Here is a 22,836-nt window from a genome sequence, read left to right on the forward strand (position 1 = left end):
TGCCAGTCAACAACCCAAAAAGCTGTCATTCGTTCTATTGACAGCTTTTTGGGTTGGTTAATGTCTGAAGAGGATTTATTAGCAAATCATTTACTGATATTTTACCGTTTCAGCTGTTGTTTAAACTATCTTCGATGCTTGCGCCGTTTCCTGTAAAGAACCCATGCACAGCTTCTGAGCTGTACGAGAATAGAGCGAGCTGGTTGATATTTACCTGTAAATGATCCGTGTCAGGCTTCTATTTTCTTGGTTATTGCTTAGCACTACGTTCGTACTTCAGCAACTTATCAGCCCAGGGAATAAAATACTGAAAATTGGGCGCGTCGGTATGGCCACCATTATGTTGCCGCCAAGCCAGTTCGCCGTCCATCAGCCCTGTCAGTACAGGCGGCATTTTTTCGGTTGTATAGTCGTTACTCGCCCCTAAGCCTCTTGTTCCCAGTAATTTAAATGTGGGCCCAGCGGCCACGGCGGCCTTGTAGCTACCCATTTGGTCGAGCCATTTGGCATCACCTTTTTCGGGTATGCCATAGCTGACGAAGGTAGGGCGTGGGGCACACAGGGCCAGTAATTCATGCGAGTCGACCGGGAGATCGCAACCTGTCTTGCGGCCAAATGATGATTCCTCTGTCGCGTATTTTAGATAATTACCAGCCATCCAGTGATAACCTCCGCTGTTGGCCAGACTTTCAACAGCCTCCCCAAATACCCGGCGCTGCAAGGTAGTGCCCCCCTTTCCCGATGAACCGATCAAGGCCAAACCAAAACGCTGGTCGAAGGCCATAGCGACCAGGGCCGCTTTCCCATACCGGGAAACCCCTTCAATACCAACCTGTTTGGCGTTCACCTGGGGTTCGGTTTCCAAATAATCCAGCGCACGCGATGCGCCCCAGGCCCAGGCTCTCAGCGCACCCCAGTCGTCGGGTTTGCGAGGCTGGCCTTTGTTGACCAGACCAATAATTCCCCTGGTCAGACCAGCACCGTTATCAGCCTGAATGCTACCTGTTTCAATTGTGCAGTAACCCCAGCCAGCCGCCAGCAATTGTTCAGTTGGCGGTGAATCACCAGTTGGCGCGGGAGCAAAGAAATTAGGGCCAGGCAGCCTGGTTATGGGTGCATAAGCCGGGTATCGGTCAAAAATTGCCTTCATCTCCGGATTTTGCTTAATCATCATCTCCTTGAACGTAGCATTGAGTTTTTCCATATCGGCGAGCGAAGGCTGGGCGGGTGCTGGCAACGTTGGGGGCAGGAAACCAAACATCATCAAGACCGGAACCGGGCCTTTCACGTTCTGCGGCAGAACCAGCACCATGTTGATGTTTACACTTATCAAGGGGTATTCGCTGTTATCAACCCGGCCGATCAGCTGTTTGGCCACTACCGGAACGCGACCGACCAATTCAGTATCGGTAATTTTCGTTATCCAGGTTACTTTTGGTACGCTTTTCGGTACTCGGCCATACATTTCCCGTTCAAAATCCTCGATCAGTTCAGGACGGCGGACTTTCCACCACTGCTCTGGTGTAGTTACTTTTTTGCCATTTTTCGTGGTAAGAACATCCGGCAGTTGTGGACAGGGGTCGGCCTGGGCTTCGTCGTAATTAGCATGATTAGGCTCTGATTCGTTGGGACTTGGACCGGGTCTCAATTTTTTGATGCCGAGCTGCTGCATCATATTGGCCTGATCCTGAGTGGCCGTCCATGTTTTAAGCGCAGGATACTTACTACTATCAATGATAGCCTGTTGAGCCATGCTCGTGAATGAAAGGCACATCGACAGCACGAACGCCAGGTATTTTTGCATGGAAGTCAGGGATAAAGAAAGGATTAATTGTCGGTTCGGAAAGGGGAGGCTGGTAGCCCCTCTTTGTTGTACAGATTCGGATTGACTGGATTATCGGCCCAGGCATAACGCACGTATCGGGGATTGGGCACTTCGTCACTCCACACGATCACTTTACCATCGGCTATTCTGGCCTTGGCCCAGACGAATTTTTTATCAGACCCTGCAAGGGCAAATTCACTTAACTCGTCACCGTCTTTAGTTATCAATCCGCTGCCGGTATTGGTGAAGCTGACCACGACCTTATTGCCATCAACCGTAGCCGATTGATACAATGGACCTGAATAAACGAGGCTTTCCTTATATGCGGTTTTCATCGCTGCCAGGGCCAGCCGTTCACCTACATCTTTCTTATTATCGGGGTGGATATCATTCCATTCACCCAGGTCGATCGCGACGACCATAGCCGTGTTCGGAGCGGTCAGTGAGTTGAGCTGTGCTTCCCGCAGCACGGCCCAACTGCTTTCGGTGGGTTGATAACTGTAGTCCATAAAGCCAGGAAGCTGTACGAACAGAAAGGGTAAATTCCCCTGATTCCAATGGTGTCGCCAATCATTAATTAATGCAGTTTGTAAGGCTTCATATTCCTCAGGTTTACCGGCATTGCTTTCGCCCTGATACCAGCAAAAACCATTGATGGCATAGTTGGTTGCCGGGGCTACCATGGCATTGTACAGTGCAGTTGGCTGATTCTGCGCATTGATGCCACCGCCAGGCCGACGTTCTATTGGCCTGTAAGCGGTACCTACTTTATACTGCCAGGTTCCTTTCAGGTCGACCGTGTCGGCACCTGCGAAAATGCAGTACGGCTTATCGGGTACGAAACCGCCTTTACCGGCGTTGTTGGTGACCCGGACCACGAATACGTTCTTGCCTGCTTTCAAAACATCGGCTGGCACCGGATACCGACGCTGGGGATACATGTAGGTAGTTCTTCCGACTAACTTACCGTTAATGTACAGTTCATCCGCATCAACGATTCGTCCGAGAAAAACTTTAGCGGGCTTTCCCGCCATCGCAGCGGGAATGTCGATTTCTTTTCGGTACCACACCACCCCATTCAGATCTTTTACTCCCTGATCTTCCCAGTAACCGGGAATGTTAATTGGACGCCAGCCTTTGGGGATGTACGAAGCTTCGTACCACTTTGGGCTTCCCTCCAGTCCTAAATCAACAGGCGGGGCTGGCCGATTGGCAGTTACGGACGGCCTTTGGGTCAGGCTATTGATGTAGGTCGTGTCTTTGTTCTTATCGATGGTCGTTTTTAAGGTCGAAAAGCGGGTCAGGCCTTCTTCGCTCGTCCAGGCTTCGATGGGTGTTCCACCCACGCTGGCGTTAATAATCCCAATGGGGACTTTGTATTTTGTGTACAGTTTTTTGGCAAAGAAATAAGCTACGGCGGAGAACGGTCGTACGTCTTCGCCTACGGCTGCTTTCCACTGACCGCTCGGCAGATCGCTTTGGGGAGCTTGCAGGTTCGTTAAGGTAGGGATCCAGAACTGCCGGATTTGTGGATAATTGGCCTGTTTGATTTCGTGGGCGTACGTTACGTCATGAATATTCAATTGATGGGCCATGTTGCTTTGCCCGCTACAAAACCACACGTCACCAATCAGAATATCCTTTAGTTCGAGCCGTGATTTTCCCGCAATTTCCATCGTAAACGGCCCGCCTGCTGTCATAGGTGGCAGCTTTAGTTGCCATTGTCCACGGGCGTCGGTTACCGTTTTGTAAGTCTTATCCTTAAACCGCACCGTGATTCGCTCGCCTGGCGTTGCCCATCCCCAAATCGTAAGCGTGACATCCCGTTGCAGCACCATACCATCGCTGATTAATTTGGGCAAACGAAGCTGGGCCTGTACAACACGACTACTTGTTAAGAGTAGACTGATGAGGCACAGTTTAAGGACAGAAATAACGCTGATTTTCATGGAGTTAAAGGTCAATGAAATTTAGATTGATTTTGTCATGCTGACGAAGGGAGCATCTTAGTGTATCCCTGCTTATGCGTTAGGATATATTAAGATGCTTCGTTCGTCAGCATGACAAAGAAAGCCGATGCGAATTCGATAAAATTTACTTGTGTATTAATTGCTGGAAATTCGCCCAGAGGTTTCTTGGGGGCCAAGATAACTTTGCTCGGTGCTACCAAAGTCGAGTACCAGCTTCTGCAAAACAACGCCGGAATTTACCATCCAGAATTTTACGGTATGCTTTCCTGATTTGATGATTTTATGGGTTGTGGATTTGATAATAATATTCTCCGATACCCATTTATTCCAGATGCCTTTGTCGCTGGTTTTATCTTCTTTGTTGAGGCTGATGATTTGCGGAGTTTCATCATCTACCGACATGGCATATTGCAGCCCATTTTCATCTCTGAACAGATTCAACGTGGGTGAGAAATAGGCGTTGATCGTGAACTCACCCTCACTAGCCGTGACGATATCGTACTGTAAATGGGGCGAATTGCCGCCTGGCTTCTGCGCGTCGGCCGTCACGGGGAAAGGAGTAATGGCCGATCCGGTTCTGCCATGATCCGGTAAAACTTTCCAGGTGATGCCGCCGGTATTCACGGCTTTAGAGAAATGATCGGCGTCAATAGAAATTCCTCGTTTGGCCTGCTGAACGGGAATAGCCTCATGCGCTACCGTCGAATCGGTGGGCAGGTAATGGACGGCGGGCATTTTTTGCCGCTCCGGCTGTTGCCAGTACGTATAGCCGATGTGCGTCTGGTCCATCAGGTGATTCCACTTGCCGCTATTCAGTTGATGGTATTGCCGGGTGATCAACGAATCGTTGACGTATAGCTCGTTTACTTTGTCGGCATATAGATTCGTTTCTTTCCACTTGTGCTGGTAGGCATCTTTGTTCAGGGCTACGTAGTAATACATCGAATACAGATTAGCACAGGCTTTTATCGGATGCAGAACCAGTTGAAAATAAGCGTCCTTATCCTCCGTGGGTAATACGTTGTTGATGGCCTCTGCTTTTTTGAGAAGGTCCGTATACTCGGTAACTACTGTTTTCCATTCGCCCGTATGGAGGCTGTAAGTATTGGCGTCGAGCAATTCGGGCTTTCGTCGGGAATTGTATTTGCCGTATTTGGCCAGCAATGTGGCAATGTCTTTGGCATACGGTTTCGCGAATTGGGCAGCTGCCCAGTTTTCGGTGTAGCTGCCGAGGTCATCAGCGTCGATCTTTTCGGGATTCCAGGCATAGTCCAGAAAAAAGGAAATTGGAAATTCCATCGGTTTGATGTCGCCTACGTTGACAATCCAGATGGTTCGTACCTTGTACGCCCAGGCTAAGTGCATTTGCTCCCAGATGCGGGGCAATGGGTTGGTATTTATCCATTTATAATTGCGTGGGCCACCAACGTAATCAAAGTGATAATAGATTCCATATCCTCCTTTTCGCGGCTTTTCAGTCAGCCGGGGAAGTTTGCGGAGGTTGCCCCAGTTATCGTCGGAAAGCAACAGGGTCACGTCGTCCGGTACCCGCATTCCTTTGTCGTAGTAGTCCTGTACCTCTTTGTACAACGCCCATAATTGTGGAGTTTCGGTTGCCGGTTTGCCCGTTACGTCGCTGATGATGGTTCGCTGGTCGGTCACGATTTGTTCCAGCAGTGCCGTGGCTGTTTCTCTCGACATCGGCGCATCGCCATCCCCGCGCATGCCTACACTCACAATTTTTTCATTGGTGGCTCTTTTGATGCCGTCCCGCCAGAATTGTTGCAGCTTTTCTTTGTTGGTTTCATAATTCCATTGGCCACCACTCACTCGTCGCCATTCGTCGTGTGCTCGCATCAGAGGTTCGTGGTGCGACGTGCCAATGACAATACCATATTTATCCGCTACCTTGATGTTTAGCGAGTCGTCCGCATAAAAGGCATTGCCCCACATAGCGGGCCAGGCGTAATTGCCTTTCAGGCGGAGAATCAGTTCGAAAAACTTCGCATAGAATTTGTGGTTGAAGCCACCAAACTTCTCTTTGCTCCAACCGGAAAGCGCCGGGGCTTCGTCATTAATAAATAAGCCACGATATTTTACTTTCGGCGCATCGGTCAGGGTGATGTTCTCGTTAATGTAAATTTCTTTTCGCTTGACCACGGGTACGTCGGCCCACCAATACCAGGGGGAAACGCCAGCTTGTTTCGATACTTCAAATACACCATAAGCTGCCCCCCGCCGATCATTACCGGCAACGATAAGCGCATGGGCTATACCCGGAGCCGGGTTACGGATGGTTTGTGTGAACGAGGCTTCCCATTTTCCACTGATTGTGCTCGCGTTTATTTTCTTTCGAGAAACCAGTTGCTTGATAAAGGCCGATTGCTGTAGGGTGCCGATCACAATGACGTTTCTACGGACCTGATTGATCTCCGCAACAATGGGTATCTTTTTCCCGGTTACCTGTTCAATGTCCTGCTGGAGGAGCGTTGCGACTGTTTTTACGAGTTCAGATTCATGATCATCTACATAGATCACCGCCGTAGTAACCGCAAACGACGAGTGGTTGGTAACGATACCCTGAGCCCGACCCGGCACGGAGAAAGTGAATATAAATAAGGCAACAATCAGATTTACTCTCATCTTTCCGTTGAATTTGTATCGTTGTATTCGTGGATCAGCTTGTACCCATGGGTACAAGCATGAATCCTCGGCCTGTGAGGACACAGGCCGAGGATACTGCGGGTACGGCTGTTACCTAGAAGTTCACAACACCGTTAAACGCTTTCTTAGGCTGGCCGTTCTGATCGAACAGCAACGGATAATCCTTGCGGTCAGGAACGGGAAAATTGTCGAGCCAGGAGTAGCGGTCGGAGAGGTTCCAGAACGTGACCCCCGTGACCTGGTTGCGGTGTTTGCGAAATACCTCGAAGAGCATTTTGTACTGGGCCGCCTGTCGGTCATTCATCTCGGGTGTAAATTCACTTTTATCGGTTGCCTTCTTCGCCCGCCGTTCGTGTTCTTTGGGATACACCGATAGATCGAGCTCGGTGATTTGGACTTTCAGGCCCAGGCTGGCAAATTTGTTAATCGACTCATCCATTTCCTGAGCAGTGGGTTCGTAGATCGACCAGTGCCCCTGCAAGCCTATGCCGTTGATGGGAACACCCTTATCGGTTAGTTTCTTCAGCATCTGATAGATACGGTCCCGCTTCGATGCGTTTTCAGTGTTGTAGTCGTTATAAAACAGTTGCGCGGAGGGATCAGCTTCGTGCGCATACTGGAACGCCTTTTCGATGTAGTCTTCGCCAATGATTTCGTAAAATTTCGATTTGCGGTAAATACTCTTCCCGGTATCTGGAACCGCTTCGTTCACGACATCCCAGGCGTAAATCTTCCCTTTATACCGGCTCATGACATCGGTAATGTGCCGTTTCAAGCGAGCCAACAGTACGTCCCGGCTCACAGTTTTGCCTGTCGAATCGGTAAAAAACCAGCGGGGCGTTTGGTTATGCCAGCAAAGCGTATGACCCCGTAATTTTATCTTGTTCTGCTGGGCAAAATCGGCGATAGCGTCAGCATCTTTCCAGTAGTAGCGGTTCTCTTCAGGGTGAATCGGCCCCATTTTCATGGCATTTTCGGGTGTCATGCTGCTGAACTGGGCTTTAATCAATTCAGCATCCGGGCCGGGCTGCACCATGCGCGGATTGACGGCTACGCCAATTGGGAAATAGTTTTTATAGGCTTCTTTTAAGGTCGGCTGAGCCAGCGGATTGACGGGCCGCAAGGTTGCCCCCAGGACAGTAAAGCTGCCTATGAGAACAGCGAATCCGGTTAATTTTTTCATAAGTAATCAGCGTAGGTGGCTCAGATTTAAGTAAAACGGTCTTGCTCTTCTGAAAACAAGTAGGAGATGACAGTTTTGCGATGCTTCGTTACGAAGCGTCTTAGTATATCCTAACACATAAGTAGGGGTACACTAAGATGCTTCGTTACGAAGCATGACAAAAATTGCCTTAATAACCAGTGTTCTGCGGAAATTTAGGTCCATCAACCACCCGATCGATCTGCGTTTGGGGAATGGGTCTCAGCATATTAAAATCCTGCACATAGGGAGCGGCCTCCTGATTCCAGGCTTTCACGCGCCGAACCAGCGAACGGGTACGTACCAGGTCATTCCAGCGCTGCCATTCACCGAAAAATTCGCGGCTCCGCTCATCCAGGATGAAATCTACGGTTACGTCAGCCGGCGTAATGGTCATGGCAGTTACTGCTGCGGCATTCTGAGCCGCCGTGTTGGTTTTTCGATAAGCTGCCCGTTGCCGAACGACGTTGATTAAAGCGGCTGCCTTTGTTGCATCGCCCGCTTTAAAGTAGGCTTCGGCTCCGGTCATGTACACATCCGAGAAGCGGTATAAAACGACGGGCCGGGTCGATGGGTCGTTGAAGTTAGCGCCCCGGCTGGGGTCCATGAATTTTTTCAGCGCCGGGAATATGCCATTATTCCACAGGCTGGGTGGTACCACAATTCCTTTGAAGGGCCGGGTGCCGATAAATTGGGGGGCACCGGCTACTTCAAAATCGGGTAACCAGACAGCGGTGTCAGCACCCACAACCGTCGTATAACTAATACCCCGCTGGTTGTTAGCGGCATTAGCCGGATTTGTTACGGACGTATTGGCGATATAAACCGTATAGAACGAATTAGCATAGCGCGAGTCTACATCCCGTTTGACGAAAGCCTGGTCCAGGAAATAACTCTTCCCGGCATTATCGCCACTTTTCAGTTTGTCGCTGTTGGGCCGCATCCGCACGTAGGGGCGTCCATACTGCGAATCGCGGATCATGCCCGATGTGCCGCTGTTGATTAGCACGCCTGACGCATTCTTGATGGAGTTGACACCACTGTTGTTTGGATAATTCCAGTTGGTCAGCCAGGGGGTCAGGTTTTGAGCGGCTCCTCCACCCGCAGCGCCCCCCACCGTGTAGTAACCATATTTGGGGTCGAGCACGTGATCGCTGACGAACATTGTTTCTTTACCGTAGTCGTTGGCCGGTACAAAGGCATCGCCGTAATCCTGCCATAAATCGAGGCCATAGGTTGCTTTATTGGCGATAATAGCGTCGCAAATAGCAGCCGCCTGTGTAAAATCAGCCGCCGTATTGTTCAGCCAGCCACGGGTCAGATACACTTTGGCCAACAGCAACTGGGCTACAGACTTAGTGGCCGCCTTACCCAGAAACGGAGCCGTTGGCTGATTGGGCAAATCGGCAGCGGCTTCGGTCAGATCTTTAATGATCTGTTCATACACCTGAGCCGCCGGTTGGCGTGAATCGGCCTGAGACGGAACCGTAATGAAGGTCGTATGCAACGGAACATCGCCGAAGGTCTGCACCAGATAAAAGTACCAGAAGCCGCGTAAAAACTTGGCCTGTGCCAGATATTGTTTACGGGTCGCATCCGGTAAATCAACCGTTTGACCGTATTGCAGCACGCCATTTATGGTGTTGATATCCTGAAAAGCTACGCCCCAGGCTGCCCCGAAATTACTCCCGTTAAGCCCATTGTAGGTGTAGGCGGGCCCGCCCCCTGAGCTGGCTCCCTGCACAAACTCGTCGGTGCCTGCCTGCATCTCTACGGTGAACCCTTCGGTACCCCAATCCGACCGGATGTCGTTATACACACCGGCAATGCCTCCCAATACACCAGCCGGACTATTGAAATAACTAGGAACAACCTGTGATTGTGGATGCTCTTCCAGTAATTTTTCGCAGCCAGTGCCAGATAAAGCGATCAGCCCGAGAATGAACCCAACCTTTATTTTTTTCATGATCGTGATGACAATTAGAATTTAAGATTTACGCCAAGGGTGAATTGCCGCACGGGCGGATTATTCATGTTGACAACAATCGCACGGGCTGGCGTGCCTGCACTACCGGCTCCCGTAGTTACCGTTGCTCCGTTGTCTCCAGCATTACCGGCGTAGCCATTCCCCTCCGGGTCAATAGCCAGGTGGTCGTGAACCAAGGGCGAATACAGAATAAGCGGATTCGTTGCGTTGAGATAAATCCGGGCTGAACTAAACCCGATTTTTTTGACCAGCTGACTGGCGAACGTATACCCCAGGTTGATACTTCTAATCTTAACAAATGAGCCGTCGTAGTACCCGAGCGTTGAGGCAAAATAGGCGACCGAGTTACCCGCATCTGGTGCAGGGAAGGCATTCGTTGGGTTGGTTTCGGTCCAGTAATCGGTTTTCACCTGATTTACCCGACCCTGATTGAAGAAGGGGAAACCGCCAGCACCACCCGAGTTGCCGGTGAGATATGGCACCACCACCTTCATACCCATGCGGGCAAACGTAACAATCGACAGGTCGAACCCTTTATAACTGAACCGGTTGGTTATGCCACCTTCCCACTTGGGCTGGAAATTACCCAGAATCTGGCGGTCATTTGGGTCGATTTTTCCATCGCCATTAATGTCTTCTATCCGGATTTGACCTGGATACTGAACCGGCGACGTTTGTTTGGCCAGCGTACCATTTTCTTTATCGGCCGTCTGCCAGATGCCAATTTTTTTGTAGTCGTAAATAACACTTAGGGGTTGTCCTACAAACCAGCCCGCCCCGATGTTGGATTGCTCGTCGGGTGTGGTGAGCTGGGTAATTTTTTCCCGGTTGAAAAAGAAAACCACGTCTGCACTCCAGTTAAACCCTTTTGGATTCCGAATAATATCGCCGGTTATTGAAATCTCCATGCCCTGTCCTTCTGTTTTTCCCAAGTTTTTCAAGGTAGACCCAGCCCCGTTACTGGCTGGCAGCGGTACAGACAGCAGGATGTCTTTCGTTTTTTGATGGTAATAGTCGATGCTACCCGTTAACCGGTTGCTGAACAAGCCAAAATCAATACCAAGATCTAACTGTGCCGTCGATTGCCATCCCAGATTGGTAGCGGGCAAACTGGTAACTGTGTAGGCCAGTTGCTGGCCAGCAGTGCCCAGCCCGAAATTATAATAGCCTGCGGTTAAAGCGCCTAAGGTGGAATATGGGCTCACGTTTCGGTTACCCGATATACCAAAACCACCTCTCAGTTTCAGGTTAGTAATGGCCTGGATGTTCTTAATGAACCCTTCCTCAGCGATGTTCCATCCCAGACCAATGGCGGGGTAATTAAAATATTGATTCCCTGGCGACAGCGTAGACGATCCATCGCGCCGTACTGTGAGCGTAAGCAGGTACTTATCGGCATAGCTATAGTTTACCCGACCCATGTAGGAAATCAGCCCTTGCTCGGTAAAGGATTGCAACGTCGGGTCGGCAACGGGTGTGCCACTGGCCAGCCCGAAATTGGAACTGGCAATGTAATCAGCAGGAACGCCGGTTATGCTAAAATTACTACCCATCGAATGGTCTTTCACGACTTCAAACAAGCCCGTAAAGCCGATCCTGTGCTTCTGGGCAATGGTTTTGTCGTAGTACAGCAAATGTTGTAAGTCGTAATTCCAGGTTTCCGTATTATTGATACTGGCGTTGGATGACGACTGCACCGTAGCTGTGTTTACGTAGGTCAGCGGACCACCGTAGTTATTACCCGCCCCCTGGCTATAGTTTAATCCGGCATTGAATCGATACCGCAAACCGTCGATGATATTTACCTCGGCGTAGATACTATTAAAGGTTCGGAGATTTCTGGACTGGGCCAGTATAGAGCTACTTTTGGTGATCAGCGTCAGGGGGGTAATCGTGGCGGCATCGATAGAGCCAATAGCAGGGGTCAGATTCAAGCTTCCATCCGTATTATAAGGCGAAGCCAGCGGGGTCAACCGTACCAAACCCGACGGAACACCACCACCGCCGGGCGAATTCGTGTAGGTCAGCGTATTCAGGGTATTCAGACCAACTTTTATCCGGCTGCTTATTCGCTGATCGATGGTTGCCCGGATGTTGAAGCGGCTAAAGTTTTGGTTGGGGATAATCCCCTGTTCCCGGAAATAGCCAATATTCATGCCATACGTCGTCGTCTCAGTACCACCCTGCACACCCAACTGGTGGTTGGTCGTGTACCCTTTCCGGTATATCAGATCCTGCCAATCCGTCGAAACGCCAGCGGCCAGCGCGTCTTTCTCCGCCTGGGTCAAGGGGTAAGCCGTCGTGCCGGGGGCCGCCCGGTTGTACGTGGTAGCATCTGCTTTAAACTGCGCATACTCCTGGCCGTTCATAACGTTGTATTTGCCCATGATGGACGTAACACTCTGATAGCCATCGTAGCTAATGACAGGTTTGCCGGTTTTTCCACGCTTTGTGGTAACCAGAAGTACCCCACCCGCTCCCCGCGAACCGTAGATGGCCGTAGCCGATGCGTCTTTCAGAATTTCGATATTGGCGATGTCGTCGGGGTTTAGGTCGTTGAGGCCATTGTAGGGTATTCCATCCACCACCACCAGCGGGCCATCCAGGGCATCGGCCACGCCGGGCGTGGTCGTGTTGGTGAGCGTCCGGTTTCCCCGAATTCTAATTTGCCCCTGCGAACCCGGCGTAGAACCATTGCTGGTAATAGTAACCCCGGCGGCCCGGCCTTTTAACTGATTCACTATGTTCGGTGCAGGTACCTCTTTCAGGGTAGCTTCATTGACCGAAGCTACTGCCCCCGTCACATCGCGTTTGCGTTGCGTACCGTACCCGACAACGACCACTTCGCTCAGGGTCTTGTCATCCGTAGCCAGCGTAATATTGATGACAGACCGAGCGCCTACCGTCACCTCTTGCGTAGTAAAGCCGATGGAGGAAAAGACAAGTACTGCCCCCGCTTCGTCGGGAATGGTAAGTTTGTAGTTACCGTTCACGTCCGTAGTTGTCCCGCGCTGAGTAGATTTTAGTTGAATATTGACCCCCGGTAAACCCTCCCCATTTTCAGCCGTAACCCGGCCCGTTAGTTGTTTATCTACGCTGGTTTTCGTATTGATTTGGCTGAAAGCCTTCGCTGGGCCGTCAAAGGCAAAGCCTGCGTAGGATAGAACAAGGGCAAGCACGATTTGAATGCCTGACAGTTTCATTAGCCTGACCCAAAGGTTGCGGTTCAGTACAATAGAGTGCATAAGGTTGCTGAATTTATTAGTTTCATCGATTAGCAATAACACTGAGAAAACGTCCCCCGATCAGAGGGAACGGCGCCCGAAGTAGCACAGTGGTTTATGGCGGGGCCATTAATCCTGGGTCAGGGCTACAGGTGCTGGTTGATTTGCTTGACTTCACATGTACTGACACATCTCCTTCTTTGATCTTTTTCATCTTTACTGGAGCTGTAGTATCGGAATGCGAAGCGAACGTTGAAGAGGTAAGCTATCCGCTTAACAGGTTGACGAAGAAGAGTGTATACATGCTTGAGAAGTAGTTTAGGGGACTAGTTGACTGACAAATAAGGATTGCACTGACTAAATCAGTTGTAAAGTTCTATTTATTAAATGTATAAAGCAATCGGTTGCATAACAATTTAATCATAGTAAAGTATAATTTAATTTATGCATTAATTCAGTATTATTGTGGAGGATATTTATTATTTTAAGCCATTTTTAAGATTGATTTGTCGTTAAATGTTGATCGATATATGTATGAGCAGGAAGGATTTTGGCATTGAGGTAAATAAAATCAATCGATTGCATTAACTCTTAGTAGTTTAAAACGTATTTTTCCCGTTCACAAGGAGCCACCATTCCACCATGCAGAAGGATATTACCATTTATGATATAGCCAAACAGTTGCAACTCTCCCCGGCAACGGTGAGCCGGGCTTTAAATGACCACCCGGCCATTAATCATAACACGAAAGCTATTATTACCAGTAAGGCCCTGGAGCTGGGGTATCGCTCCAATATGTTTGCCAGTAACCTGCGTCGGCAACGGACGAATACGATTGGTGTGATTGTACCCCGACTCGATAGCGCCTTTATGTCAACGGTATTATCGGGCATGGAGAAAGTAGCTAATGAAGGCAACTACAACCTGATTATCAGCCAGTCGCTTGAGTCGATAAGAAAGGAAGTAGCGAATGCAAAAACCATGTTCGATAGCCGGGTAGATGGGTTGCTGGTTTCGTTGGCATCCGACACCGAGAACCTCGATCACTTCAGTACTTTTTTCAAAAAAGGGATTCCCCTGATTCTATTTGATCGGGTAATGACTCAGAATTACTGCACCAGCATTGTCATTGACAACCTGAAAGCTGGCTACGATGCTACCAATCATCTGATAGAGCAGGGCTGTAGGCGGATTATGCATGTGTCGGGTAGCCTCAAGCGGAATGTGTATGCCGACCGGCTCAAGGGCTACAGACTGGCTTTGCTTGACCATGGCTTGCCGGGAGGAAGGGAACTCGAACGGGCCAATAATTTAACCCGTCAGGATGGTCTTGACATCGCTGAATACATCAAGAGCATGCCTAATCCACCCGATGGTCTTTTCATCGCCAGTGACTTTTGCGCCGTCACCTGCATGGGTGCCTTAAAGCAAAGTGGCTTCTCTATTCCGAATGATCTTGCAGTTGTGGGATTCAACGATGATCCCGTTTCACTAGTCATCGACCCAGGCCTGACAACCATTCACTATCCCGGCCAGGAGATGGGCGAAATAGCAGCGCAAAGCTTAATTAATCACCTGACCGGCTTATTACGATTGAGTACAACTAATACGATTCTATTGAATTACGAATTGATTGTCAGAGGTTCGTCGCAACGATACAGCTAATCCGCCCTCTTTAAGGAGACGGTTATCATCGGTACGACCCTAGTGCATTTTATAGCCAGAACAACGGTGACCGCTTTATGTACGACTAAATGGTTGTCAACAAAGTGATCTGTAACCTACTGACTATACTAGGCAATGAGACTGTTGTCTCCTGTCAAATCATCATTCATTTTTAGGTACGGTAGTGGTCAACGGTTTCCCCAGAAGGATAGCAGACTCTGTACGTTCGCTTCGGCGACCAGGCCATTTCCCGAAACGATGAATACATTGCCTTCTTCCGGCGCGGGCCATTGACTGGCGACTGTCACAACAGCTTCAGCCACATCTTCTTTCGTTTGGGCCAACGTCATCCGAGCGACAAAATCGTCTTCAGAAACACCCAGATAAGCCGCATATTTGGGTACAACGGCGTCGCCGGTACTGGTATCTTTCATCAGGCGCCAGGGTACCAGCGTCAGGAAGCGCAGCCCAAGTGCCAGGCGATTCGATGCGTCCTGTGCGTAATTGGCCAGAAACAGTTGCATTCGCTTGGCACCTGCATAACCGCCAGAAATAGGAGAGCCGCCAATGGCCGCTCCACTGGAAAGGAACAGGATCGTCGTACCCGCCTTAACGGGCATCGTGAGGGCATAGTGTGTAAGCAGATACGATGCTTTTACATCGGTATGCCAATTGGTGCTAAAGGTCTCCCAGTCTAAGGCATAGACGGGTTTGGTTGGCGGAGGGGCACCCGCTGCCAGAACGACCACATCGGGCGCGTCGTTAAAGACAGTCTCGATGGTGGCCGCATCTGTTATATCGGCCTGTAGGGTACGTACGGTCGGTAATGCACTGACCAGGTCAGACAGCGATTTGGGGTCTCTACCTACCACCAGCACATCGGCCGTTTCCTGAAGTAGGGCCTTAACGATGGCTAGACCCGTGCCACGGCTCCCGCCAATGACCACTACTTTTTTTCCTGCTAGGTTTTTCATAGACAATAAGGTGGTAAGCTCATCCCATGAAAGGTGAATGAGGTAGTACTGCTGAAATACATACGAGGAGGCTGTTAGGATTGGCGCTATAAACCGGGCGTTCCTTTTCCTTCTGTTAGTAGCTTGAATAAACTTCCTTTGACGTAATAGTCCCAACCTTTGCTGCAGCCGTTATAACATTGATTGCTGGGAACCAGCCCGAAGTGGGTAAACTGAAGCTGGGTTTTATGGCCAAGAACAGACAGTTCAAAACTGATTCTGGTGTTCGTCCACTCGTGTTCGTGTTCGACAAACGTGAGCCTGCTGTCCGTGACAAGCCACACCATTTTTTGATCGGGAACAAGCTCCACTACTTTTTGGGTGGACACATGAATATCGTCAAAATGCACGGTAAATTCATCGGTTAGCTTTTGGGAACTGCCCGTCAAATCATCTGTCCACCAAGCGCTAACGTTCCTGATGTGTTCGAAGACCTGATGCGGTGCTGCATCCACGGTCAGTTTAGCTGAGTAATCTGGTTCGTTCATTTTGTTTAGCAGTAAAGTGGCTTGGGAGTCGCAAACCGATTTTCTAATAAAAGAACTGCTCCATACTAATCAGGCCATCTTTTACTTCATACAGCATGGCCTGATTGGTTTGGACTCGATACAGAAGGCACTCAAGAAGTTATTGTCTTATTCGTTCCCCTGATTTATTGGTCAGTTCGGCACAATTGCCGGTAGCGGAATCGACAACCGTTCGCACAGTTCCGGTGATCAAAATGACTTGTTTTTCCATTACGTTTTTCTATTTCACTTGTCAGGTACGTATCGAATGGACAATACAAACGTACAGTCTTAATCTCGTAGTAGTAGGGTGTAAAATAGACATTCTGCCGGGTTGATTTAGCCAACTATGCACTGTAGTTTTGGCTAAAAAACGGGCCATGAAACATGTGACTATCGTTGTGCCGAAAGGCAACGCTAACCTGAGCAGTATAACCGGTTCGTATGAGATTTTGACCAGTGCCAATGCGTACTGGCAAAAACAGGGTCATAAATCCATGATCGACATTACGTTAGCCGGCGTTGTGTCTGAACTGAAACTGGATGCCGGGTTTATTACAGTGCATCCTACACCCATCCATGATCTGGAAAAAACGGATTTGCTGATTATTCCTTCCGCTCCGTATGCGGCTCAATTGATCCGGGAAAACGTTGAACTCATTAGCTGGATTCGAGAACAGTATGTCAAAGGGGCTGAAATAGCGAGTATGTGTACCGGTGCTTTTCTTTTGGCCGCTACGGGCTTGTTAGATGGAAAAACATGTTCAACGCATTGGAGTGCGGAAGCCAGTTTTAAGCAGATGTTTCCTAAGATTAATCTACAGCCTGATAAGCTAATTACCGCTGAAAATGGAATCTATACCAATGGGGGCGCTTACTCATTTTTGAACCTGGTCCTCTTTTTGGTAGAGAAATATTTTGATCGGCAGACGGCTATCTACTGTTCAAAAATTTTTCAAATTGACATGGATCGGACATCGCAATCTCCTTTTTTTATCTTTCAAATTCAGAAGAACCACGGCGATGATTTAGTGTGTAAAGCGCAAACGTATATTGAGCAGCACTTGACTGGAAAAATTTCGTTTGAAGAACTGGCCGCTGAACTAGCCATTAGCCGACGCAATTTTGACCGACGGTTTACCAAAGCGACCGGTAATACGCCCGTGGAGTATTTGCAGCGGGTGAAAGTAGAAGTGGCGAAAAATGCATTGGAGAAGGGCCGAAAAAGTATTTTCGAGGTGATGAACGACGTGGGTTATTCAGATGATAAAGCGTTCAGGGAAGTGTTTAAAAAAATAACCGGCGTATCGCCACTTGATTACAAAGCCAGGTACGCGAAGGAAATCAGGTAGGTATCGAAGGCGGCACTTGAGTCAATAAATTATAGGCCCTGCCGAATGAGTTTGCAGGACGTTTGCTTACGTCATTCGGCAGGGGCAACTAGTTGCTTACTGATCGAACTTCTTAACCGCTTCCGGCGTGACGGGGGTGAAGAAGTTTACCAGATTGCCGTCAGGATCACGAAATAAGAGTGAGCGGTTGCCCCATGGCATCGTTGTTGGCTCCTGTACAAGGCTGCCGCTGATCAGGTCAGCCAATTTGCGATATTCGGCATCCACATCGTCGACCCGAAACTCCACAATAACCGAGCGATTATCAGCCGCATTTGCTACCTGTTCCCCGCCAAATAGTTGTAACGTGCGTGTACTGCCAATGGCCAACGTGGCCGAAGGCGTATGCAACTCCGCAAAATCAGCTGTATACTGCGTTAAGGTCACCCCTGTTACCTGCTCATAAAACTGAACAAGAGGTTTGATATCTGCTGTAATAATTCGAACTGAGGCAAACTTCATAAGGCTTGTGTATTTGATTGAATGCTACAAAATAAAGCATGCCCACTGACAGCCCTATGTCAGTAGTACTTGTATCGTACACAACCCGGTTTTACAAAATCTTGATTCAGTTGGTCGAATGGTTGGGGGAATTAGCTGCGTTGAGTAGAGTACATTTGTGAGTGGTCAATGGGTACTTATCAATCAATTTTTCTTCGCCGATAAACGCAATTAAGCCACTAACCTCTTTTGAATGAGACAACCCTTGAAGTAACCCAGGCCGAAAGGCCTTATTCGGCCGGGGGCTAAGCGGCCCTGCGGATCAGTAGGATGGCCATAGACTTGATTATGGCGAGTCACTTTCTTGGCGTTAACCTACGGTTCCGCTTTTTCGGGGAAGTAGCATTTGTTCCGGATCTAATCGTTTTATGACGTTCATGTACAGGGAATGGCTACCCTAAAACTGGGGCCTAAAAACCTCGACTATACACAAATGACATCCCTCAACTCTTATCCGTGAACGGCTGGATTGGGAGAAAAAGAGCGAGTTAGTACCCGCAGCAATCAGGCGGTGGCCTTAGGTCTGGGCTGGAATCCACAGCCGAAAGTAGGTGCCTTGCCGGTTGGTCAGCGTCATCTCACCCCCTAACTGGCCGGTCAATTCCCGGATCAGCCGTTGCCCGAATGATTGGCTCTGGCCAGTAGGTCCCGGACTGGATAGGCCCGGACCATCCAGTCCGGGCCTATCCAGTCCGGGACCATTATCCTGTACTTCGACTAACAGGCCACCTTCTGGTGCGGGCTGGAGTCTGACCAGCAGCGATGGTCGGAGCAGAGTACGAGCGGTCCGGCCTGACGTGGCGCGGCCTGGATTGGCGCGGCCTTTCATAACCGTGCCGCTGGTTGCCAGATTCGGCCGCTCTGGGTTACCAGCTACCATGTCGGTATAGGCATACTTGAAGGCGTTGGTCAGCACTTCGTTGAGCAGCAGGCCCAGTGGCACGGCTACCTCCACATCCAGCAGTAAATCGGCCACTTCGATCTGGCAGTCGAACGTTTCGGGGTCAAAGCCGTAGCCTAACAGTAACCCTTCGGTCAGTTCCGTCACGTAGGTTTTGATGGCCACTTCAGCCAGGTTTTCGGTTTGGTAAAACTGCTGGTGAATCAGGGAGATGGCTTCTACCCGCCGTTGTCCGTCCTGCACCGCCCGCATGGCCCGTGGGTCGTCCAGCCGCCTGGATTGCATCCGCAGCAGGCTGGAGACGATGGCCAGGTTATTCTTCACCCGGTGGTGTAGCTCCCGCATCAGTACCGCCAGCCGCTCGGCCTGTTCGTTGATCTGCTCATTATTTCGGGAGATGGTCTGGTTGGTGCTTTGCAGCCGGGCGTTTACTCGTCGTATCTGGCGGTACTGCCAAAGAGCCAGCCCTAGCAGGGCCAGTAGGGCCACCAACCCGCCCGCCTGCCAGCTGATCTGATTCAGTTGCCGTCGGTTATCCTGGTCGAGTCGGTCAATGCGGGCTTGTTTTTGAGCCACCTGAAAGCGCGACTCCACTTCGGCCACCTGGCGGCTTTTATCGGCGTTCTGCACTTGACCCGCATACTGGTTGCGAAGCCGCTCGTAAGCCAGAGCCTGCTGGTACTCACCCCGGGCCTCGGCAATCCGGGTCATCACCTCATACACCTCTATCTTGTGCTCATTTTGTCGTTCGGGATCGCGCTCGATACGGCTCAGGGCCAGTTTAGCGTACCGCTGGGCTTCATCTGGCTGGCCCAGGTGGAGCAGTGGTTCGGGCAGGTGCATGTATTCATACATCTCCCGCCGTTTGTCGCCCTGCCGACGGGCATAGTCCAGACACCGATGAAAGGTCTGCTCAGCCTCCCGGTAGCGGCCCGCCTTTCCTAATTCGACGCCTATGCCATCCAGAAAGGAGTAGAAGTTAAGCCACTGCCGGGTGGCCCGAAACACTGTTAAACATTTTCGGTAATAAAGCAGCGCCGAATCCTGGCTTCCCTGCCTGCTCGCCTTATCGCCTTCCGCTCCATAGATCCAAGATAACATACTCGTTCTCTTGTATACGCTCGCCAACTGGTTTGCCTGCTGTAGATAGTCCTGGCTTTTAGGTGTGTTCTGTAACGTATAGTACTCATTACTAATGCTATAGCAAGCATCCTGCTGTTGGTCATATTCATGAGTTTTTCGGAAGATAGCCAAGGCCTGCAGGAAGTAGTCAATCGCCTTGGTATTGTTGCCCGCTGTTGATTCTAAACCACCTAAATGTAAACACAATCGACCTTCCCAGGATAACACGTGAGCCTGTCGGGCAGTTGCTAAAGCTTCCTGTAGCAGTGTCCGGGCCTGGTCGAACTGGGATTGCTCCAACAACTGACGACAGTAATCAATTGTCGGCTCAAGGCGCTGCATACTCCCCAAAGCGGCCATACGTCGGCGAAACCGGGCCATGTCGTTCCCGGTTTTGGTAGGCTGAGCTGGGCAGTAACTTCCCATCAGCAGCAGCAAAAGCAACAGTCCAGCACGAATACTCATCAGCGAATGGCAAAGTGGCGCAAAAAATCAGGCTTATACAGCCGCCCCAGGGGCAAATTCAGCCCCGGCAGGCACACCTCCCGATCATTGAAGATGGTTACCCGACCCAGATTTACTGCGTAGGACCGGTGAATGCGCACCAGACGGGGAAAGTTGAGCCGCGTCAGCACGTGGCCCAGCGTCAGCCGCAGGGCGTACCGGTGCGTAGCCGTCACCAAAATGGTGTAGGTACTATCGGCTTCCAGGTAGTCGATGGCATCGAGCTGGATCTTGACAAACTGGGACTTGTGTTTGATGAACACCGCGTCGTCGATTTGCAGAATCGGCTCCGATCCCGAAGGTCCCTCAGCGGGTGGGGTAGCGGGCGGGTCAGCCAGCTCTGACGAGGGCTGGGGCGGAACCGGTTGAGCGAAATTACGCAGAGCCAATTCGACAGATGCCCGCAGACCCGGCACCGTCACGGGTTTGATCAGATAAGCTGCGGGTCGGGTAGTCATCGCCCGTTCCAGGGTTGCTTTGTCAGTCAGCGCCGTCAGAAAAATGACGGGAACGGGTCGATGGGCCAGCAGGCGCTCCACCGTTTGGATACCATCCCAATCCCCTTTAATGCTGATGTCGCAAAGGACCAGGTCAAGCCGGTTCTGCTCATGCAGCCGCAGGGCTCGGGGGCCATTGTTGGCCGTGCCTACTACCGTGTAGCCTTCCTCCTCCAGCAGATCAGTAAGATCCATGGCCAGCACCGCTTCGTCCTCGACAATCAAAATGTTAATGGCATCAGACATACGCTAATGGCAGTTTATGTAGTGAATGAGCACCGTATCCTGAATAGTGGTGAGAACATCGGTGTGGAACTGGCCGGTTACATGGCCTAATTTATCCCGCTGCCAGGTAACCGACTCGTCCGCGCGTTTAATCAGTTGAGAGGGCGTTTCCGGGGCGGCATATCGATATGTTTCCGTATGACTGGCCAGGTAGGGACTGAGCGGAAACCCCTCGCCCCAGTCTAGCCACGGATAGCGGTTGAGATCGTAGGGAACACCCTGCATTAACCCGTACAGATGGCCGTTTGCAGACACAAAGTCCGTCTGCTTCACCCGGTAATAAAGCTTACCCCGGTCGTCTTCCACATCGAGTTGCACATACCGCCCCTGTTCGTCGAGTTGGTAGCGCGTGGTGTAGCCCAGCAGGCCACTATCGTTGAGCGGCACTCCCCGCAGACCGACAATAATTCCCTGTTCATTGGTGCTGACCAGGTAGCGATAGATGGATTTCCCTTCCTGAAAAAAGTCGATGGACGCCAGCCGCCCATTGCGGTAGTGATATCGACTCGAATCTTCCTGGTCGCGCACCCGCTCCAGTAAGCCTTCTTTCGTATAGGTCAGGGACTGGTTGAAGGGATATACTCCGTAGCTGCTGGTCTGCTCAAAGGCGGTGCACTGAGTCAGTCGCTGGTTGGCATCGAACCGATAGTCATACCGATTGGCGTTATTGTCCTGCCACATAACCTGTTGGCATTGTAGGCTGGTGGTTGGCGCGTCCTGAACCGCTTGCCGATTAGGCGTTCCCAACGTTTGAGGCTGTCGGTCGGTAGTGGTACAGGCAAACATGGTTATCAGAAAGAGGAGAGGTAAATGGCCAAACACGCGTTTATTCACTGTACTTACCGGGAATAGGAGTTTCAATTCTACTCAAAGTAAGTCATTTTTCAGACCGAAATACGTCTGAGTAGTGCTTAACCCGGTTTGGACATCGATTCAATCCTTAAAAGATAATGAGTTGTTGAAAGCTATTCCGCCGAATGGTAGTAAACGACCGATATGTGTTCGTAAACGACTAAATTAAAGCAGTGAATGGAACAATGCCTATGCCATAGCGCATCGTTCCATTCACTGCTGGCATTGACTTGCCGTTGAATAAAATAAACGATGCGCTACAAGTTACAAAAGGAGTATAACTGAACTAAGGTAATGGTGCATAAATGCGCCTATCTGGTTCATACGATCTTATCACGGCTTTCCTTTAGGATCGGCACCGTATTGATTGTTCGCATTGGTGCCTTCTGTGCAGGCCAGAATCAAATTGTAAATCGGAATAAGCGCGTACCAGCCACTCTTCCCTACATCGTGCATCCGGCGGATGGCCACGGCCACTGATGGGACAAGAATGACCAGGTTTAACAGCATGACCAGCCAGCCAATCAGCGTTGATCCGTTGAAGAGAAACACGTTCGTATAGGTTACTGCCTGGGAGACGGCAAAATTAATCAAGACGAAAGACCAGTACTCGCTACGTCGGGCGCGGCCAGTAAAGTCGTTGTACTTCTTTACTACAGCAACATAATTGCTCAGAATCGAAATAGTTGTGGCAGAATTGAGAGAGGTGTTCATACGCGTGTTTGTTC

Annotated in this window: 16 protein-coding genes; 2 read left to right on the forward strand and 14 right to left on the reverse strand. The window is 50.2% G+C overall.

The window, feature by feature from the left end:
- Positions 1-250 precede the first annotated feature (250 nt).
- The 6 genes from SD10_RS02205 to SD10_RS02230 form a co-directional block, all read right to left on the reverse strand.
- Entirely contained in the window at positions 251-1,804 is a 1,554-nt protein-coding gene (locus SD10_RS02205; RefSeq protein WP_046375486.1) for a glucuronyl esterase domain-containing protein, read from the reverse strand.
- Between the two features lie 23 nt (positions 1,805-1,827).
- A complete protein-coding gene (locus SD10_RS02210) occupies positions 1,828-3,774 on the reverse strand; it encodes a sialate O-acetylesterase (RefSeq protein WP_046375487.1) in 1,947 nt (648 codons plus the stop codon).
- A gap of 156 nt (positions 3,775-3,930) precedes the next feature.
- Positions 3,931-6,438 (reverse strand): glycosyl hydrolase 115 family protein, encoded by a 2,508-nt coding sequence (locus SD10_RS02215; RefSeq protein ID WP_046375488.1) that lies wholly within the window; start codon positions 6,436-6,438, stop codon positions 3,931-3,933.
- A gap of 115 nt (positions 6,439-6,553) precedes the next feature.
- Complete coding sequence (locus tag SD10_RS02220) at positions 6,554-7,642, reverse strand: endo-1,4-beta-xylanase (protein ID WP_046375489.1); 1,089 nt, start codon at positions 7,640-7,642, stop codon at positions 6,554-6,556.
- 169 nt (positions 7,643-7,811) lie between these two features.
- Positions 7,812-9,626 carry a RagB/SusD family nutrient uptake outer membrane protein gene (locus SD10_RS02225; protein ID WP_046375490.1) on the reverse strand — a complete coding sequence of 605 codons (1,815 nt, stop codon included), beginning with the start codon at positions 9,624-9,626 and terminating at the stop codon, positions 7,812-7,814.
- Positions 9,627-9,640: 14 nt separating this feature from the next.
- The gene (locus SD10_RS02230) at positions 9,641-12,892 is read right to left on the reverse strand and encodes a SusC/RagA family TonB-linked outer membrane protein (protein WP_082111487.1); all 3,252 of its coding nucleotides are present in this window, start codon (positions 12,890-12,892) and stop codon (positions 9,641-9,643) included.
- A 621-nt stretch (positions 12,893-13,513) separates the two neighbouring features.
- Here SD10_RS02230 and SD10_RS02235 point away from each other — a divergent pair.
- A complete protein-coding gene (locus tag SD10_RS02235; protein ID WP_046375491.1) occupies positions 13,514-14,536 on the forward strand; it encodes a LacI family DNA-binding transcriptional regulator in 1,023 nt (340 codons plus the stop codon).
- Between the two features lie 188 nt (positions 14,537-14,724).
- Here SD10_RS02235 and SD10_RS02240 read toward each other — a convergent pair whose 3' ends face one another.
- The 3 genes from SD10_RS02240 to SD10_RS30420 all read right to left on the reverse strand — a co-directional run bounded on the left by SD10_RS02240 (position 14,725) and on the right by SD10_RS30420 (position 16,134).
- Positions 14,725-15,510 (reverse strand): SDR family NAD(P)-dependent oxidoreductase, encoded by a 786-nt coding sequence (locus tag SD10_RS02240; protein WP_046375492.1) that lies wholly within the window; start codon positions 15,508-15,510, stop codon positions 14,725-14,727.
- Positions 15,511-15,596: 86 nt separating this feature from the next.
- Complete coding sequence (locus tag SD10_RS02245) at positions 15,597-16,037, reverse strand: SRPBCC domain-containing protein (RefSeq protein WP_046375493.1); 441 nt, start codon at positions 16,035-16,037, stop codon at positions 15,597-15,599.
- A gap of 43 nt (positions 16,038-16,080) precedes the next feature.
- Positions 16,081-16,134: a hypothetical protein gene (locus SD10_RS30420; protein ID WP_394330483.1), complete on the reverse strand. Its 54-nt coding sequence runs from the start codon at positions 16,132-16,134 to the stop codon at positions 16,081-16,083.
- Between the two features lie 301 nt (positions 16,135-16,435).
- Here SD10_RS30420 and SD10_RS02250 point away from each other — a divergent pair, with 301 nt between their 5' ends.
- Positions 16,436-17,407, forward strand: coding sequence for a GlxA family transcriptional regulator (locus tag SD10_RS02250; RefSeq protein ID WP_046578946.1), 972 nt, complete (start codon positions 16,436-16,438; stop codon positions 17,405-17,407).
- A gap of 96 nt (positions 17,408-17,503) precedes the next feature.
- Here SD10_RS02250 and SD10_RS02255 read toward each other — a convergent pair whose 3' ends face one another.
- From SD10_RS02255 to SD10_RS02275, 5 genes are all read right to left on the reverse strand, one after another.
- On the reverse strand, positions 17,504-17,908 hold the full coding sequence (locus SD10_RS02255; RefSeq protein ID WP_046375494.1) for a VOC family protein: 405 nt from the start codon (positions 17,906-17,908) through the stop codon (positions 17,504-17,506).
- A gap of 556 nt (positions 17,909-18,464) precedes the next feature.
- Entirely contained in the window at positions 18,465-20,435 is a 1,971-nt protein-coding gene (locus SD10_RS28560; protein WP_052731046.1) for a tetratricopeptide repeat-containing sensor histidine kinase, read from the reverse strand.
- A complete protein-coding gene (locus SD10_RS02265) occupies positions 20,435-21,217 on the reverse strand; it encodes a response regulator (RefSeq protein WP_046375495.1) in 783 nt (260 codons plus the stop codon). Before SD10_RS02265 ends, SD10_RS28560 begins: the two co-directional genes overlap by 1 nt.
- A 3-nt stretch (positions 21,218-21,220) precedes the next feature.
- Positions 21,221-22,042, reverse strand: coding sequence for a hypothetical protein (locus tag SD10_RS02270; RefSeq protein WP_148562369.1), 822 nt, complete (start codon positions 22,040-22,042; stop codon positions 21,221-21,223).
- Between the two features lie 399 nt (positions 22,043-22,441).
- Complete coding sequence (locus SD10_RS02275) at positions 22,442-22,822, reverse strand: DUF805 domain-containing protein (RefSeq protein ID WP_046375497.1); 381 nt, start codon at positions 22,820-22,822, stop codon at positions 22,442-22,444.
- Between the last annotated feature and the right edge of the window lie 14 nt (positions 22,823-22,836).

It is taken from the genome of Spirosoma radiotolerans (assembly GCF_000974425.1).
Lineage (GTDB): Bacteria > Bacteroidota > Bacteroidia > Cytophagales > Spirosomataceae > Spirosoma > Spirosoma radiotolerans.

Coding starts and splice junctions, on each gene's coding strand:
- SD10_RS02205 (WP_046375486.1), bottom strand. CDS start 1,804: ATGCAAAAATACCTGGCGTTCGTGCTGTCGATGTGCCTTTCATTCACG.
- SD10_RS02210 (WP_046375487.1), bottom strand. CDS start 3,774: ATGAAAATCAGCGTTATTTCTGTCCTTAAACTGTGCCTCATCAGTCTA.
- SD10_RS02215 (WP_046375488.1), bottom strand. CDS start 6,438: ATGAGAGTAAATCTGATTGTTGCCTTATTTATATTCACTTTCTCCGTG.
- SD10_RS02220 (WP_046375489.1), bottom strand. CDS start 7,642: ATGAAAAAATTAACCGGATTCGCTGTTCTCATAGGCAGCTTTACTGTC.
- SD10_RS02225 (WP_046375490.1), bottom strand. CDS start 9,626: ATGAAAAAAATAAAGGTTGGGTTCATTCTCGGGCTGATCGCTTTATCT.
- SD10_RS02230 (WP_082111487.1), bottom strand. CDS start 12,892: ATGCACTCTATTGTACTGAACCGCAACCTTTGGGTCAGGCTAATGAAA.
- SD10_RS02235 (WP_046375491.1), top strand. CDS start 13,514: ATGCAGAAGGATATTACCATTTATGATATAGCCAAACAGTTGCAACTC.
- SD10_RS02240 (WP_046375492.1), bottom strand. CDS start 15,510: ATGAAAAACCTAGCAGGAAAAAAAGTAGTGGTCATTGGCGGGAGCCGT.
- SD10_RS02245 (WP_046375493.1), bottom strand. CDS start 16,037: ATGAACGAACCAGATTACTCAGCTAAACTGACCGTGGATGCAGCACCG.
- SD10_RS02250 (WP_046578946.1), top strand. CDS start 16,436: ATGAAACATGTGACTATCGTTGTGCCGAAAGGCAACGCTAACCTGAGC.
- SD10_RS02255 (WP_046375494.1), bottom strand. CDS start 17,908: ATGAAGTTTGCCTCAGTTCGAATTATTACAGCAGATATCAAACCTCTT.
- SD10_RS28560 (WP_052731046.1), bottom strand. CDS start 20,435: ATGAGTATTCGTGCTGGACTGTTGCTTTTGCTGCTGCTGATGGGAAGT.
- SD10_RS02265 (WP_046375495.1), bottom strand. CDS start 21,217: ATGTCTGATGCCATTAACATTTTGATTGTCGAGGACGAAGCGGTGCTG.
- SD10_RS02270 (WP_148562369.1), bottom strand. CDS start 22,042: ATGTTTGCCTGTACCACTACCGACCGACAGCCTCAAACGTTGGGAACG.
- SD10_RS02275 (WP_046375497.1), bottom strand. CDS start 22,822: ATGAACACCTCTCTCAATTCTGCCACAACTATTTCGATTCTGAGCAAT.